At 67.6% G+C, this 16271-nt stretch carries 11 protein-coding genes and 1 tRNA gene; 3 read left to right on the forward strand and 9 right to left on the reverse strand.

What is annotated here, in order from left to right; all coding sequences use genetic code 11:
• The first annotated feature begins 6 nt into the window (after positions 1-6).
• The gene (locus tag ACZ4UB_RS25695; RefSeq protein ID WP_468073509.1) at positions 7-996 is read left to right on the forward strand and encodes a M48 family metalloprotease; all 990 of its coding nucleotides are present in this window, start codon (positions 7-9) and stop codon (positions 994-996) included.
• 36 nt (positions 997-1032) lie between these two features.
• On the opposite strand, the gene ACZ4UB_RS25700 is transcribed toward ACZ4UB_RS25695, so the two are convergent.
• From ACZ4UB_RS25700 to ACZ4UB_RS25740, 9 genes are all read right to left on the reverse strand, one after another.
• Positions 1033-4932 carry a DNA-directed RNA polymerase subunit beta' gene (locus ACZ4UB_RS25700; RefSeq protein ID WP_354382745.1) on the reverse strand — a complete coding sequence of 1300 codons (3900 nt, stop codon included), beginning with the start codon at positions 4930-4932 and terminating at the stop codon, positions 1033-1035.
• A 97-nt stretch (positions 4933-5029) separates the two neighbouring features.
• Positions 5030-8512, reverse strand: coding sequence for a DNA-directed RNA polymerase subunit beta (gene rpoB, locus ACZ4UB_RS25705; RefSeq protein ID WP_468073511.1), 3483 nt, complete (start codon positions 8510-8512; stop codon positions 5030-5032).
• Between the two features lie 553 nt (positions 8513-9065).
• Positions 9066-9446, reverse strand: coding sequence for a 50S ribosomal protein L7/L12 (gene rplL, locus ACZ4UB_RS25710; protein WP_467965853.1), 381 nt, complete (start codon positions 9444-9446; stop codon positions 9066-9068).
• A 110-nt stretch (positions 9447-9556) separates the two neighbouring features.
• Complete coding sequence (rplJ, locus tag ACZ4UB_RS25715; RefSeq protein ID WP_215023401.1) at positions 9557-10087, reverse strand: 50S ribosomal protein L10; 531 nt, start codon at positions 10085-10087, stop codon at positions 9557-9559.
• Positions 10088-10533: 446 nt separating this feature from the next.
• A complete protein-coding gene (rplA, locus tag ACZ4UB_RS25720; protein ID WP_467965852.1) occupies positions 10534-11262 on the reverse strand; it encodes a 50S ribosomal protein L1 in 729 nt (242 codons plus the stop codon).
• A gap of 111 nt (positions 11263-11373) precedes the next feature.
• The gene (gene rplK / locus ACZ4UB_RS25725) at positions 11374-11808 is read right to left on the reverse strand and encodes a 50S ribosomal protein L11 (protein WP_283452383.1); all 435 of its coding nucleotides are present in this window, start codon (positions 11806-11808) and stop codon (positions 11374-11376) included.
• A gap of 196 nt (positions 11809-12004) precedes the next feature.
• Positions 12005-12940 carry a transcription termination/antitermination protein NusG gene (nusG, locus tag ACZ4UB_RS25730; RefSeq protein WP_468073513.1) on the reverse strand — a complete coding sequence of 312 codons (936 nt, stop codon included), beginning with the start codon at positions 12938-12940 and terminating at the stop codon, positions 12005-12007.
• An 84-nt stretch (positions 12941-13024) separates the two neighbouring features.
• Positions 13025-13306: a preprotein translocase subunit SecE gene (gene secE / locus ACZ4UB_RS25735; RefSeq protein ID WP_351045363.1), complete on the reverse strand. Its 282-nt coding sequence runs from the start codon at positions 13304-13306 to the stop codon at positions 13025-13027.
• A 106-nt stretch (positions 13307-13412) separates the two neighbouring features.
• Positions 13413-13485 (reverse strand) — tRNA-Trp (locus ACZ4UB_RS25740).
• 191 nt (positions 13486-13676) lie between these two features.
• Between ACZ4UB_RS25740 and ACZ4UB_RS25745 the strand changes: the two genes are divergently transcribed.
• Both ACZ4UB_RS25745 and ACZ4UB_RS25750 read left to right on the forward strand, forming a co-directional pair.
• Complete coding sequence (locus tag ACZ4UB_RS25745; RefSeq protein ID WP_354382740.1) at positions 13677-14903, forward strand: pyridoxal phosphate-dependent aminotransferase; 1227 nt, start codon at positions 13677-13679, stop codon at positions 14901-14903.
• 336 nt (positions 14904-15239) lie between these two features.
• Positions 15240-16259: an adenosine deaminase gene (locus ACZ4UB_RS25750; protein WP_468073515.1), complete on the forward strand. Its 1020-nt coding sequence runs from the start codon at positions 15240-15242 to the stop codon at positions 16257-16259.
• Positions 16260-16271 lie beyond the last annotated feature (12 nt).

Consider the following 16271-nt stretch of genomic DNA (forward strand, 5'->3'; position numbering starts at 1 on the left):
CCTCCCATGGACCCGATATCCGACCCCGCCCGGGACCCCGACCCCGCAGAGGACCTCGCCTACCGCCACGCCCCCGGTACCCGCGTCACCTACCGGGCCAGGCAGCGCGGCCTCGACCTCACCGCCTGGCTCCGGATCGCACTGCACCTACCCGGCTTCCTGCTCGGCCTCGTGCTCGTGGGGAGCGCGGCGCTCGCCCTGGAGGCCTGGGTCGGCCCGCCCGCCTGGGTGACGGTCGCGCTCTGGGCCGGCTCCGGCGCGCTCGTCTTCCACCGGCCCACCGAGGAACGCATCGCCCGCCACCTGCTGCGCCTGCACCGGCCGCTCCCCCACGAACGGGCCGTCCTCGATCCGGTCTGGCGCGAGGTGACCGCGCGCGCGGGGGTCGACGGCGGTCGCTACCAGCTCTGGATCGAGGACAGCGACGACCTCAACGCGCTCGCCGCCGCCGGACACATCGTGGGCGTCACCCGGCACGCGTTGGAACGGCTGCCCCGTTCGCAGCTGGCCGCCGTGCTCGCCCACGAGCTGGGTCACCACACCGGCGGCCACGCCTGGGCCGGGCTGCTCGGGCAGTGGTACGGGCTCCCGGCGCGGGCCGCCTGGCGGGCACTGGCCCGCTTACGGACTCGGGCCGTCCGTTCCCTGTCCCCCACAGCCGCCATCCTGATCACCGCCCTCGCGGGCTACCTCGCGTACCGCACTCTGGCAGCGACGTACGGACTGCCCCTCGTCCTGCTCGCGCTCCCCTGGCTAACCGCCGCGGTCGGCCGCCGGGCCGAGCTGCGTGCCGACGCGCACGCCGCGGGTCTCGGCTTCGCGCCGATGCTGGCCGCGGTGCTGCACCGGACCCTGGCCGACGAGGAAACGGGAGCCGCCGAGAGCGGGCTGTTCGAGCGCCTCCTGTCCGGCCACCCCGACCACCGGACCCGTCTGCACCGCCTCCAGCCCTACCTGGACCCGGGAACGCCGCAGGGCGGTCACCCTCTCGGGTGACCGCCCTGCGGTGCTTGCCTACTGCGCTAGAGCGACTCAGCCGTTGTACGGGCCGTAGTCGTAGTCCTCCAGCGGGACGGCCTGGCCGGAGCCGGTGCCGAAGGGCGAGTAGTCGATGTCGTCGTAACCGACGGCCGAGTACATCGCGGCCTTGGCTTCCTCGGTGGGCTCGACCCGGATGTTGCGGTAGCGGGACAGACCCGTACCGGCCGGGATGAGCTTACCGATGATGACGTTCTCCTTGAGGCCGATGAGGCTGTCGGACTTGGCGTTGATCGCCGCATCCGTCAGGACTCGGGTCGTCTCCTGGAAGGAGGCGGCCGACAGCCAGGATTCCGTCGCCAGCGAGGCCTTGGTGATACCCATCAGCTGCGGACGGCCGGAGGCGGGGTGACCGCCCTCGGTGACCACACGACGGTTCTCGGTCTCGAACTTCGACCGCTCGACGAGCTCGCCCGGAAGCAGCTCCGCGTCGCCGGACTCGATGATCGTCACGCGGCGCAGCATCTGCCGGATGATGATCTCGATGTGCTTGTCGTGGATCGACACGCCCTGCGAGTTGTAGACCTTCTGGACTTCGCCGACCAGGTGGACCTGGACCGCGCGCTGACCGAGGATGCGCAGCACGTCGTGCGGGTTGGTGGCACCCGCGGTGAGCTTCTGGCCCACCTCGACGTGGTCACCCTCGTGCACGAGGACCTTGGCGCGCTTGGAGATCGGGAACGCCGTCTCCTCGGCACCGTCGTCCGGCGTGATGACGATCTTCTTCGTCTTCTCGGTCTCCTCGATCCGCACGCGACCGGCGGCCTCGGAGATCGGGGCGACACCCTTCGGCGTACGGGCTTCGAAGAGCTCGACGACACGCGGCAGACCCTGCGTGATGTCGTCACCGGCCACACCACCGGTGTGGAAGGTACGCATCGTCAGCTGGGTACCGGGCTCACCGATGGACTGGGCGGCGATGATGCCGACCGCCTCACCGATGTCGACCAGCTTGCCGGTGGCGAGCGAGCGTCCGTAGCAGAAGGCACAGGTGCCGACCGCGGACTCACAGGTCAGGACCGAGCGGGTCTTGACCTCCTCGACGCCGTTGGCGACCAGGGCGTCGATGAGGACGTCACCGAGGTCGACGTTGGCCGGCGCGATGACCTTGCCGTCGATGACGACGTCCTCGGCCAGCATGCGGGCGTAGATCGAGGTCTCGACGTCGTCGGCCTTGCGCAGCACGCCGTCCTCGCCGCGAACGGCGATCTTCAGCTTCAGGCCGCGCTCGGTACCGCAGTCCTCCTCGCGGATGATGACGTCCTGCGAGACGTCCACCAGACGACGGGTGAGGTAACCCGAGTCGGCGGTACGCAGGGCGGTGTCCGCCAGACCCTTACGGGCACCGTGCGTGGAGATGAAGTACTCCAGAACGGTGAGGCCCTCACGGAACGAGGCCTTGATGGGACGCGGGATGGTCTCGTTCTTCGCGTTCGACACCAGACCACGCATACCGGCGATCTGTCGCATCTGCATCATGTTTCCTCGGGCACCCGAGTCAACCATCATGAAGATGGGGTTCGTCTTGGGGAAGTTCGCGTTCATCGCCTCGGCAACCTCGTTGGTCGCCTTGGTCCAGATCGCGATGAGCTCCTGCGTGCGCTCGTCCTTGGTGATCAGGCCGCGCTCGTACTGCTTCTGGACCTTCTCGTCCTGCTCCTCGTAGCCCTTGACGATGGCCTTCTTGGCCTCGGGCACGACGACGTCGGAGATGGCCACGGTGACGCCCGAACGGGTCGCCCAGTGGAAGCCCGCCGCCTTCAGGTTGTCGAGCGTCGCCGCCACGATGACCTTGGGGTAGCGCTCCGCCAGGTCGTTGACGATCTCGGAGAGCTGCTTCTTGCCCACCGAGTAGTCGACGAACGGGTAGTCCTCGGGCAGCAGCTCGTTGAAGAGCGCGCGGCCCAGCGAGGTGCGCAGACGGAAGCTGTCGCCCGGCTGGAACTCCTGCTCGCCCTCTTCGGCCACCGGGGGCACCCAGCCGCGCGGCGGGATGGTGCCCACCGGGAAGCGGATGTCCACGGAGGACTGGAGAGCCAGCTCGCCGCCGTCGAACGCCATGGTCGCCTCGGCCGTGGAGCCGAACGCGCGGCCCTCGCCCTTGGTGTCACGGAGCTCACCGTCGGTGGTCAGGAAGAACAGACCGAGGACCATGTCCTGGGTCGGCATCGTGACCGGACGGCCGTCGGCGGGCTTCAGGATGTTGTTCGAGGACAGCATCAGGATGCGGGCCTCGGCCTGCGCCTCCGCGGAGAGCGGGAGGTGCACGGCCATCTGGTCACCGTCGAAGTCCGCGTTGAACGCGGTGCAGACGAGCGGGTGGATCTGGATGGCCTTGCCTTCGACCAGCTGGGGCTCGAAGGCCTGGATGCCGAGGCGGTGCAGCGTGGGCGCACGGTTCAGGAGGACCGGGTGCTCGGCGATGACCTCTTCGAGCACGTCGTAGACGACCGTGCGGCCGCGCTCGACCATGCGCTTCGCCGACTTGATGTTCTGCGCGTGGTTCAGGTCGACCAGGCGCTTCATCACGAACGGCTTGAAGAGCTCCAGCGCCATGGCCTTGGGCAGACCACACTGGTGCAGCTTCAGCTGCGGACCGACGACGATCACGGAACGCGCGGAGTAGTCCACGCGCTTGCCGAGGAGGTTCTGACGGAATCGACCCTGCTTGCCCTTGAGCATGTCGCTCAGGGACTTCAGCGGGCGGTTACCGGGACCGGTCACCGGACGACCACGACGACCGTTGTCGAAGAGGGCGTCGACGGCCTCCTGGAGCATGCGCTTCTCGTTGTTCACGATGATCTCGGGGGCACCGAGGTCGAGAAGGCGCTTCAGGCGGTTGTTGCGGTTGATCACGCGGCGGTACAGGTCGTTCAGGTCGGAGGTCGCGAAGCGGCCACCGTCCAGCTGCACCATCGGACGCAGGTCCGGCGGGATCACCGGCACGCAGTCCAGCACCATGCCCTTGGGGCTGTTGCTGGTCTGCAGGAACGCGGAGACGACCTTGAGGCGCTTGAGCGCACGGGTCTTCTTCTGGCCCTTGCCGGTACGGATGATCTCGCGGAGGCGCTCGGCCTCTTCCTCGAGGTCGAAGGACTCCAGGCGCTTCTGCAGCGCCGCGGCACCCATCGACCCGTCGAAGTACGTGCCGAAGCGGTCGCGCAGCTCGCGGTAGAGCAGCTCGTCGCCCTCGAGGTCCTGGACCTTGAGGTTCTTGAAGCGCGACCAGACCTCGTCCAGACGGTCGATCTCGCGCTGCGCACGGTCGCGCAGCTGCTTCATCTCGCGCTCGGCACCTTCGCGCACCTTGCGGCGCACGTCGGCCTTGGCGCCCTCGGCCTCGAGCTCGGCCAGGTCGGTCTCGAGCTTCTTGGCGCGGCCTTCGAGGTCCGCGTCGCGGCGGTTCTCGATCTGCTGGCGCTCGACGGAGACGTGGGCCTCCAGCGACGGGAGGTCGCGGGTGCGGCGCTCGTCGTCCACGAACGTGATCATGTACGCGGCGAAGTAGATGACCTTCTCGAGGTCCTTCGGCGCGAGGTCCAGCAGGTAGCCAAGACGCGACGGAACGCCCTTGAAGTACCAGATGTGGGTGACGGGAGCGGCGAGCTCGATGTGGCCCATCCGCTCGCGGCGCACCTTGGCGCGCGTGACTTCGACGCCACAACGCTCACAGATGATGCCCTTGAAGCGGACACGCTTGTACTTGCCGCAGTAGCACTCCCAGTCCCGGGTCGGACCGAAGATCTTCTCGCAGAAGAGTCCGTCCTTCTCGGGCTTGAGGGTGCGGTAGTTGATGGTCTCCGGCTTCTTGACCTCGCCGTGGGACCAGGTTCGGATGTCGTCCGCGGTGGCAAGGCCGATCCGCAGCTCGTCGAAGAAGTTGACGTCGAGCACTGTGCGTCAATCCCTCTTTCGGGGTCGAGTCTCAATCATGGTCTGAACGGTCCCGGGGATGACGGGGGGCTCTTGAGCGAGCCCCCCGTCAGGCCCGTCAGACCTCTTCGACGCTGCTCGGCTCGCGCCGGGACAGGTCGATACCGAGCTCCTCCGCCGCGCGGAAGACGTCCTCGTCGGTGTCGCGCATCTCGATGGACATGCCGTCCGAGGACAGCACCTCCACGTTGAGGCAGAGCGACTGCATTTCCTTGATGAGCACCTTGAAAGACTCGGGAATGCCCGGCTCGGGGATGTTCTCGCCCTTGACGATGGCCTCGTAGACCTTCACGCGGCCGGTCACGTCATCGGACTTGATGGTCAGCAGCTCCTGGAGGGCGTAAGCGGCGCCATAAGCCTCGAGCGCCCACACCTCCATCTCACCGAAGCGCTGGCCACCGAACTGCGCCTTACCACCCAGCGGCTGCTGCGTGATCATCGAGTACGGACCGGTCGACCGAGCGTGGAGCTTGTCATCGACCAGGTGGTGGAGCTTCAGGATGTACATGTAGCCGATCGAGACCGGCTCCGGGAACGGCTCGCCGGAGCGGCCGTCGAACAGGTGCGCCTTGCCGGAAGGCAGGACCAGGCGGTCACCGTCACGGTTCGGGATGGTGTGCTCGAACAGGCCGGTGAGCTCGTCCTCGCGGGCGCCGTCGAACACCGGGGTGGCGACGTTGGTGCCGGGCTCGACGCGGTCGGCGCCGATGGCCTTCAGCCGCTCGGCCCACTCCTCGCCGAGGGTGGAGACGTCCCAGCCGCGGCTGGCGAGCCAGCCGAGGTGGATCTCCAGGACCTGTCCCGGGTTCATTCGGGACGGGACACCCAGGGGGTTCAGGATGATGTCGACCGGCGTGCCGTCCTCAAGGAAGGGCATGTCCTCGATCGGAAGGATCTTGGAGATGACACCCTTGTTGCCGTGGCGGCCGGCGAGCTTGTCACCGTCGGTGATCTTGCGCTTCTGGGCCACGTAGACGCGGACCAGCTGGTTGACGCCCGGGGGAAGCTCGTCGCCCTCTTCGCGGTCGAAGACGCGGACGCCGATGACCTTGCCGATCTCACCGTGAGGAACCTTGAGCGAGGTGTCGCGCACCTCGCGGGCCTTCTCACCGAAGATCGCGCGGAGCAGACGCTCTTCCGGGGTCAGCTCGGTCTCACCCTTGGGCGTGACCTTGCCGACCAGGATGTCGCCCGCGACGACGTCCGCACCGATGCGGATGATGCCGCGCTCGTCGAGGTCCGCGAGGACCTCCTCGGAGACGTTCGGGATGTCCCGGGTGATCTCCTCGGGGCCCAGCTTGGTGTCACGGGCGTCGACCTCGTGCTCCTCGATGTGGATCGAGGAGAGGACGTCGTCCTGTACGAGGCGCTGCGACAGGATGATCGCGTCCTCGTAGTTGTGACCTTCCCAGGGCATGAACGCCACGAGCAGGTTCTTGCCGAGGGCCATTTCGCCCTCTTCGGTCGCCGGACCATCGGCGAGGACCTGGGATTCAACGATCCGGTCGCCCTCGTTGACGATGACCTTCTGGTTGACCGAGGTGCCCTGGTTCGAGCGGGAGAACTTCGCGACGCGGTACGTGGTGTACGTGCCGTCGTCGTTGGCGACGGTGATGTAGTCGGCCGAGACCTCCTGGACGACACCGTCCTTCTCCGCGCGGATCGAGTCACCGGCGTCGACCGCACAGCGGTACTCCATGCCGGTGCCGACGAGCGGCGCCTCCGCCTTGATGAGCGGAACGGCCTGGCGCATCATGTTCGCGCCCATGAGGGCACGGTTGGCGTCGTCGTGCTCCAGGAAGGGGATCATCGCGGTCGCGACGGACACCATCTGGCGCGGGGAGACGTCCATGTAGTCGACGTCGTCGCCGGCGATGTAGTCGATCTCGCCACCACGACGGCGGACCAGCACGCGGTTCTCGGTGAAGCGCATCTCGTCGTTCAGGCCGGCGTTGGCCTGGGCGATGACGAAGCGGTCTTCCTCGTCGGCCGTCAGGTAGTCGACGTCGTCGGTGACGACACCGTCGATGACCTTGCGGTACGGGGTCTCGACGAAACCGAACGCGTTGACGCGACCGTAGGACGCGAGCGAACCGATCAGACCGATGTTCGGGCCTTCAGGGGTTTCGATCGGGCACATGCGGCCGTAGTGCGACGGGTGAACGTCTCGGACCTCGAAGCCGGCCCGCTCGCGGGACAGACCACCGGGACCCAGCGCCGAGAGACGACGCTTGTGCGTCAGACCCGACAGCGGGTTGTTCTGGTCCATGAACTGCGACAGCTGGCTGGTGCCGAAGAACTCCTTGATGGAGGCGACGACCGGCCGGATGTTGATCAGGGTCTGCGGCGTGATCGCCTCGACGTCCTGGGTCGTCATGCGCTCGCGCACGACGCGCTCCATACGAGCCAGACCCGTGCGGACCTGGTTCTGGATGAGCTCGCCGACGTTGCGCAGACGACGGTTGCCGAAGTGGTCGATGTCGTCGGTCTCGACGACGATCGGCCGGCCCGACTCGCCCACCGTCTCGGTCTCGCCGGCGTGCAGCTTGACCAGGTAACGGATGGTGGCGATGACGTCGTCCGTCGTCAGCACACCGGCGTCGAGGGGCTCGTCCGCGCCGAGCTTCTTGTTGACCTTGTAGCGACCGACCTTCGCGAGGTCGTAGCGCTTCGGGTTGAAGTAGAGGTTCTCGAGCAGCGTCTGCGCGGCCTCACGGGTCGGCGGTTCGCCCGGACGCAGCTTGCGGTAGATGTCGAGCAGCGCGTCGTCCTGACCCTGGGTGTGGTCCTTCTCCAGGGTGGCGCGCATGGACTCGTACTCGCCGAACTCCTCCAGGATCTGCTCGGTGGTCCAACCGAGAGCCTTCAGGAGAACGGTGACGGACTGCTTGCGCTTGCGGTCGATGCGGACACCGACCATGTCGCGCTTGTCGACCTCCATCTCCAGCCAGGCACCCCGGGACGGGATGATCTTGGCGGAGAAGATGTCCTTGTCGGACGTCTTGTCGATGGAGGAGTCGAAGTAGACACCGGGGGAACGGACCAGCTGCGACACCACGACACGCTCGGTGCCGTTGATGACGAAGGTGCCCTTGTTCGTCATGAGCGGGAAATCGCCCATGAAGACCGTCTGGGACTTGATCTCACCGGTCTCGTTGTTGGTGAACTCGGCCGTGACGAACAGCGGCGCCGCGAAGGTGAAGTCGCGGTCCTTGCACTCGTCGACCGAGTTCTTCGCGGGCTCGAAGCGGTGGTCGCGGAAGGTCAGCGACATCGACCCGGAGAAGTCCTCGATCGGCGAGATCTCCTCGAAGATCTCTTCCAGACCGGACTTGGTGGGGACGTCCTGTCCGCTCTCCAGAGCCGACTCGACGCGAGACTTCCAGGCGGCGTTACCGAGCAGCCAGTCAAAGCTCTCGGTCTGCAGCGCCAGGAGGTTCGGAACCTCGAGAGGCTCCTTGATCTTTGCAAAGGAGATGCGCAGCGGGGCGGTGCTGGCACCGTTGTTCGTATTGGTCGAGGCGTTGCGCGAGGCGGCCAAGAGGGGGTCCTTCCGAGGGCTCGGACTCACTACGCGCGTACCGGTCCCAGCTGACACAGAAGAGGAACTTCCCCTATCCGGCCCAAAGGACCAGGTCAGGGTGTTCGATCAGGTGTGCTTCAGCGTAGGTATGCCCCTGGCGACGGGCAGGGGGCAGCTAACAGGCAGCGCAAAGGGTCAGTGTAGCCACTTGGCTCACTGATGTCCAGACCAGATTTCTGGAGTCCGGCAACAGGCCTTCCCCTTGTTGTTGAACGCTGCGGCGCTCGCACACAGAGCGCGTATCAGTACTGCCCTCTTTGTAACCGATCCATGCCTCGGGATCCGGATCGGCCTGCTTCATGTGGCAACGGGACTGAGAATTGCGCGCCGCGTGCCGTTCGTCAAGGCCCCCTGCTCCGAGCGGATCATCACCGGGCCCAGTCTCGGAGCAACGATGATCACCCTACTCCCCAACGAGAGCAGGGCAAGTCAGGCACTGCGGGTACGCCAAAGGGCGACCACCCTTACGGGTGATCGCCCTTGGAGAGGCCCTGTGAGGGCCTCAGAGGTGTTACTTGACCTCGACCGAGGCGCCAGCGGCCTTGAGGGACTCGGCAGCCTTCTCAGCGGCCTCCTTGGCGACCTTCTCGAGGACCGGCTTCGGGGTGCCGTCGACGAGGTCCTTGGCCTCCTTCAGACCCAGGGAGGTCAGCTCGCGCACGACCTTGATGACCTGGATCTTCTTCTCGCCGGCGCCGGTGAGGATGACGTCGAACTCGTCCTGCTCCTCGACGGCCTCGGTGGCGACGGGGGCGCCCGGACCGGCAACGGCGACGGCCGCGGCGGCGGTGACGTCGAACTTCTCCTCGAACGCCTTCACGAACTCGGAGAGCTCGATGAGGGTGAGCTCCTCGAACTGGGCGAGGAGTTCGTCCTGGGTGAGCTTCGCCATGATGGGCGATCCTTCCACTAAATCGGCAGGTGCCGGATGTATATAGAGGCGGGCGTGACGGCCCGCTACGACCCACGCACTAGGCGGCGTGGATCAATGCGCGAGCCGAATTACTCGGCACCGCCCTGCTCGGCGAGCTTGACGCGAAGCGCTTCCGCGGTGCGGACGAACTTCGACGGCAGCGCCTGGAAGAGCGAGGCAGCCTGAGACTGCTTGCCCTTGAACGCGCCGGCCAGCTTGCTGAGCAGAACCTCGCGGGACTCGAGGTCCGCGAGCTTCTTGATCTCATCGGCGGTGAGCGCCTTACCATCAAGGACACCCGCCTTGATGATGAGGTTCGGGTTTTCCTTGGCGAAGTCACGCAGGCTCTTCGCCGACTCCACCGGGTCACCGGTGATGAAGGCGACCGCGGTGGGACCAGCGAAGTGCTCGTCCAGCGCGGTGATCCCGGCCTGGTTGGCCGCAATCTTGGTCAGCGTGTTCTTCACCACGGCGTACTGGGCGTTCTCACCGAGGGAACGACGCAGCGTCTTGAGCTGCGCCACGGTGAGGCCCCGGTACTCGGTCAGCACGGCGGCGTTCGAGTCGCGGAACTGGTCCGTGAGCTCGGCTACCGCGGCAGCCTTGTTGGGCGTCGGCATAGTGCTTCGGCCTCCTTCCGGGTGATGAGGACCGCTCAGAAGGGGCTAGACAAACAAAAACGCCCCGGCGCGGGCGCTCGGGGCAGAGCTCAACCGGAACGAGTCCGGGAGCTTTCCACTGAACACCTGCGCAGGTCGTTCGCAGCTAGCGAATCCTTCGGCCACCGTCCTCTTTCGAGCACGGCAACGACCAGCGGTCTTTGGCTTCTCACGAAGCGTACGCGAACATCCCGCCCCGGAGCAAATCGCCCCCCTGTGCCCCTCCGCGCCCCGTGCGGGCCCCTGGGGGCGCCGTACGGGCCCGGACGCTCCCTACGGACCCGGGGAGCCTGCCGGGCCCGGAGGGGCTCCGCGGCGCCGGGGAACGAAAACGGGCCCCCCACCTCCCGTGAGGGAGGCGGAGGGCCCGCCGAGATGCTGCCGGTGGGCCCGGAGGCCCTGCCGGATCAGACCGCGGCCGGGTCTTCCTCGACGAGGAGGTTCCGGGTGCGGTTCTGGTCCAGGATGATGCCGGGGCCCATCGTGGTGCTCAGGGCGGCCTTCTTGATGTAGCGGCCCTTCGCGGCGGACGGCTTCAGACGAAGGATCTCGTCCAGCGCGGCGCCGTAGTTCTCGACCAGCTGCTCATCGGTGAAGGAGACCTTGCCGATGATGAAGTGCAGGTTCGAGTGCTTGTCGACGCGGAACTCGATCTTGCCACCCTTGATCTCGGTGACAGCCTTGGCGACGTCCATGGTGACGGTGCCGGTCTTCGGGTTCGGCATGAGGCCACGGGGACCGAGCACGCGGCCGAGGCGGCCGACCTTGCCCATGAGGTCCGGGGTGGCGACAACGGCGTCGAACTCGTTGAGGCGGTTGCCCTTCGCGATCTCGTCGATCAGCTCGTCGTTGCCGACAATGTCGGCGCCGGCGGCTTCCGCGGCCGCTGCACGGTCACCGGTCGCGAAGACCAGGACCCGGGCGGTCTTGCCGGTGCCGTGCGGGAGGTTCACGGTGCCACGGACCATCTGGTCGGCCTTGCGCGGGTCGACACCCAGGCGGAAGGCGACCTCGACGGTGCTGTCGAACTTGGTCGCGGAGGTCTCCTTGGCGAGACGGACGGCCTCGAGCGGGGCGTAGAGCTTGGCCCGGTCGACCTTGGCGTCCGCAGCGCGGAGAGTCTTGCTGCGCTTCACTTCTGCTCCTGTTTGCAGATAACACCATGCGGCTTCCGCCGCGTGGCAGGGTGTGGAGTCGTGGTGCGGGCCAGCGCTGGCCCTACCACTGGGGGCATGCGAGGGGCTGGATCAGCCCTCGACCGTGATGCCCATCGAACGAGCGGTGCCGGCGATGATCTTCTCGGCGGCCGCCAGGTCGTTGGCGTTCAGGTCGGGCATCTTCAGCGTGGCGATCTCGCGGACCTGGGCGCCGGTGAGCTTGGCGACCTTGGTCTTGTGCGGCTCGCCCGAGCCCTTCTCCACACCCGCGTGCTTGAGGATGAGGCGCGCGGCCGGGGGGGTCTTCGTCACGAAGGTGAAGGAGCGGTCGTCGTAGACCGTGATCTCCACCGGCACGACCATGCCACGCTGCGACTCGGTCGCGGCGTTGTAGGCCTTGCAGAACTCCATGATGTTGACGCCGTGCTGACCGAGCGCGGGGCCGACCGGCGGCGCCGGGTTGGCCGCACCGGCCTTGATCTGGAGCTTGATGAGCCCCGTGATCTTCTTCTTCTTGGGAGGCATTGCTCTCTCCGGGTCCTGTGAGAGTGTTTCGCCGCCAACCGGTCATCCGGATGGAGGCATACCGCACCACGATAACGGGTATCAGGGCGGGGCATAAAACCCAGCAGGTCAGACCACCCTTTTCGGGGCGATCTGACCTGGCCGGAAGCGTGTGTCAGAAGGACGGATCCAGACCCGCTGGATCAGCTCTGCTGGATCAGTTCTTCTGGATCTGGTCGAAGCTGAGCTCGACCGGGGTCTCGCGGCCGAAGATCTCGACGAGACCCTTGACCTTCTTCGAGTCCGGGTTGATCTCGTTGATGGTCGCCTGGAGCGTCGCGAACGGGCCGTCGGTGACGGTGACCGAGTCGCCGACCTCGAAGTCCAGGACCTCGATGGTGCGCTTGACGGCGGGCGCGGGCAGGCCGGCCTCTTCCGCGGCCAGCTTGGCGGCCTTCTCCTGCGCCTCGGGGGCGAGCATCTTGACGATCTCGTCGAGGGTCAGCGGGTACGGGTCGTAGGCGTTGCCCACGAAGCCGGTGACGCCGGGGGTGTTGCGGACGACGCCCCAGGACTCGTTCGTCAGATCCATGCGGACGAGAACGTAACCGGGCAGCTTGTTCTGCCGGACGTTCTTGCGCTCGCCGTTCTTGATCTGGACGATCTCTTCCTCGGGCACCTCGGCCTGGTAGATGAACTCCTCGACGTTCAGCGAGACGGCGCGCTGCTCCAGGTTGGCCTTCACGCGCTTCTCGTAGCCCGCGTAGGTGTGGATCACGTACCACTCGCCGGGCAGCAGACGGAGTTCGTCGCGCAGCGCCTGGATCGGGTCGACCGGCTCGGCGGGCTCTTCGTCCTCGTCGGCGGCCTCGTCCTCGACCTCGGCGTCGTCCTCGACAGCGTCTTCGTCGGCCTCGTCGGCGTCGATCTCGTCGGCCTCGTCGGCGTCGTCGAGCTCAACGGCCTCATCGTCGGCGTCGATCTCGTCGGCCTCTACGACGTGCACAGCAGCCTCTTCGGCGGCGACGCCGGCGTCGGCGTCCGCGATCTCGGCCTCGTCAGGGTTCGCAGCGTCCGCCGCCTCGACGATGTCGAGCGCGTCCTCGACGGACTCGACGGAGTCGGGGCTCGCGTTCAGGTTCGGGTCAGACACGGTGGCTGCTTCTTCCTGGATACAAAATGGGGTGGAACATGCGAAAACGGGCGGCACCCATCAAGGTGCCGCCCCCCGCGGGGACTAGCCGAAGACGAACTTGATGGCCGCGTTGAAGCCATAGTCAATCACGGTAACCAGACCGATCATGATGACCACGAACACGATCACCACAGTGGTGTAGGTGCTCAGCTGGTTGCGAGTCGGCCATACGACCTTGCGGAGTTCCGCGACGATCTGCCGGTAGAAGAGCGCGAGACGACCCAGAGGGCCCTTCTTGCCGCGCTTGCCGCCCTTTCGGGCCTTCTTCTCGCGGGTCTCGTCCTCGGCGTCAGGCATGTCGATGGAGCCCACGGCGTCCGTCACGTCTCTCACCTGAATCCGGGTCATGGCCGTGCCGCGCCCCGGTTGAGCCGCACGGCGGTGCATAGATGTAGGTACCTGCGCACACATCCGGCGAAGGAGTGTGGAGCAGGGCCGGAGGGACTCGAACCCCCAACCGCTGGTTTTGGAGACCAGTGCTCTACCAATTGAGCTACGACCCTTTGCGTCCCCCAACCTACCGCATCCGGACGAGTGCACGGAGTGCACGCGTTTTGGGGCGGTTGGTGAGGTCCAACGACAGGTGAGCATACGTGGTCGCGGCGCCGACGTCGAACAGAAGCCGTCGGAGCTGCTCCGTCCGGTACCTGAAACGTTGTGCGGCGCCGGTTTGCAGTCTGGGACGATTGGCCGCATGACCTCTGCAACGCCTTCTTCCGAGCGCCGGGTGTCCGCCCGTATCGGCGCCATTTCCGAGTCCGCCACCCTCGCCGTCGACGCCAAGGCCAAGGCCCTCAAGGCCGCGGGCCGTCCGGTGATCGGCTTCGGCGCCGGTGAGCCCGACTTCCCGACCCCCGAGTACATCGTCGAGGCGGCGGTCGAGGCCTGCCGCAACCCGAAGTACCACCGCTACACGCCGGCCGGCGGCCTGCCGGAGCTGAAGAAGGCCATCGCGGAGAAGACGCTGCGCGACTCGGGCTACGCCGTCGACCCGGCCCAGATCCTCGTGACCAACGGTGGCAAGCAGGCCATCTACGAGGCCTTCGCCGCGATCCTCGACCCGGGCGACGAGGTCATCGTCCCGGCCCCGTACTGGACCACCTACCCCGAGTCGATCCGCCTCGCGGGCGGTGTCCCGGTGGACGTCGTCGCCGACGAGACCACCGGTTACCGGGTCTCCGTGGAGCAGCTGGAAGCCGCGCGCACCGACCGTACGAAGGTCGTGCTCTTCGTCTCCCCCTCGAACCCGACCGGTTCCGTGTACTCCGAGGCCGACGCCCGCGCCATCGGCGAGTGGGCCGCCGAGCACGGCCTGTGGGTCCTGACGGACGAGATCTACGAGCACCTGGTCTACGGGGACGCGAAGTTCACCTCGCTGCCGGTGCTGGTGCCCGCGCTCGCCGACCGCTGCATCGTCGTCAACGGCGTGGCCAAGACGTACGCCATGACCGGCTGGCGCGTCGGGTGGGTCGTGGGCCCCAAGGACGTCATCAAGGCCGCGACGAACCTCCAGTCGCACGCCACCTCCAACGTCTCCAACGTGGCGCAGGTGGCCGCGCTGGCCGCGGTGTCCGGGAACCTGGACGCGGTCGCCGAGATGCGCAAGGCCTTCGACCGCCGCCGCCAGACCATGGTCAAGATGCTGAACGAGATCGACGGCGTCTTCTGCCCGACCCCGGAGGGCGCGTTCTACGCGTACCCCTCGGTCAAGGAGCTGCTCGGCAAGGAGATCCGCGGCCAGCGCCCGCAGACCTCGGTCGAGCTGGCGGCCCTGATCCTGGACGAGGCCGAGGTCGCGGTCGTCCCGGGCGAGGCTTTCGGTACCCCGGGCTACCTGCGCCTGTCGTACGCCCTCGGTGACGAGGACCTGGTGGAGGGCGTGACCCGGATCCAGAACCTCCTGGCCGAGGCGAAGGCCTAGCCCTAGGGCGGGCTGCAGCCAGGTCCGAGCGGCGGTTCCCCTCGGGGAGCCGCCGCTCGGGCGTTTCCTGCCCGGACCCGGGCCTGCCGCTGCGCGGGGCTTGTCCCCTACCCGCCCTTCCACCGTTCCCCGGGCTCTGCCCTGACCCGCGCCTCAAACGCCGGCGGGGCTGGATTTTCAGCCCGTCCGGCGTTTGAGGACCGGGTCAGGGCAGAGCCCGGGAAGCCCCGCGCAGCGGCCCCCCGCACCCTCCACCGGCCCCGCGCGCGCGTTCGGGCAGGCCCCCGATCGATAAACCCCCTCCCGCCGAGCGCCGCGGTACGGCAGGATCACCGGATGGAGCACGTACGCGATCTCACGCTTCTGCCGAAAGCCCACCTCCACCTGCACTTCACGGGGTCCATGCGCCCGTCGACCCTGCTGGAGCTGGCCGACAAGTACGGCGTGCGGCTGCCCGACGCGCTGACCGGCGGGGAGCCACCCAAGCTGCGGGCCACCGACGAGCGCGGCTGGTTCCGCTTCCAGCGGCTCTACGACGCCGCCCGCTCCTGCCTGCGCGAGCCCGACGACATCCGGCGCCTGGTGCGCGAGGCCGCGGAGGAGGACGTCCGGGACGGCAGCGGATGGCTGGAGATCCAGGTGGATCCCACCTCCTACGCCCCGCTCCTCGGCGGGATGATCCCGGCCGTCGAGATCATCCTGGACGCCGTGGACGCCGCCTCCCGCGAGACCGGCCTCGGCATGCGCGTGGTCATCGCCGCGAACCGCATGAAGCACCCGCTGGACGCCCGCACCCTGGCCCGGCTCGCCGTCCGCTACGCCGACCGCGGCATCGTCGGCTTCGGGCTCTCCAACGACGAGCGCCGCGGCATGGCCCGCGACTTCGACCGGGCCTTCGCCATCGCCCGGGAGGGCGGTCTGCTCGCGGCCCCGCACGGCGGCGAACTCAGCGGCCCCTCCTCCGTCCGGGACTGCCTGGACGACCTGCGCGCCGCCCGCATCGGGCACGGCGTCCGGGCCGCCGAGGACCCGCGGCTCCTCCAGCGACTGGCGGACCGCCAGATCACCTGCGAGGTGTGTCCGGCGTCCAACGTGGCGCTGGGGGTCTACGAACGCCCCGAGGACGTCCCGCTGCGGACCCTCTTCGAGGCCGGGGTCCCGTTGGCGCTGGGCGCCGACGACCCGCTGCTCTTCGGCTCGCGGCTGGCGGCGCAGTACGAGATCGCCCGCCGCCACCACGCCTTCACGGACGAGGAGCTGGCCGAGCTGGCCCGCCAGTCGGTGCGCGGTTCGGCCGCGCCCGAGGACGTCCAGGCCAAGCTGCTGGCCGGGATCGACCACTGGCTGACCGGGTGAGGACCGGCCCGG

It is taken from the genome of Streptomyces sp. NPDC028419 (assembly GCF_055565515.1).

Coding starts and splice junctions, on each gene's coding strand:
- ACZ4UB_RS25695 (WP_468073509.1), top strand. CDS start 7: ATGGACCCGATATCCGACCCCGCCCGGGACCCCGACCCCGCAGAGGAC.
- rplL (WP_467965853.1), bottom strand. CDS start 9,446: ATGGCGAAGCTCACCCAGGACGAACTCCTCGCCCAGTTCGAGGAGCTC.
- rplJ (WP_215023401.1), bottom strand. CDS start 10,087: ATGCCGACGCCCAACAAGGCTGCCGCGGTAGCCGAGCTCACGGACCAG.
- rplK (WP_283452383.1), bottom strand. CDS start 11,808: ATGCCTCCCAAGAAGAAGAAGATCACGGGGCTCATCAAGCTCCAGATC.
- ACZ4UB_RS25745 (WP_354382740.1), top strand. CDS start 13,677: ATGACCTCTGCAACGCCTTCTTCCGAGCGCCGGGTGTCCGCCCGTATC.
- ACZ4UB_RS25750 (WP_468073515.1), top strand. CDS start 15,240: ATGGAGCACGTACGCGATCTCACGCTTCTGCCGAAAGCCCACCTCCAC.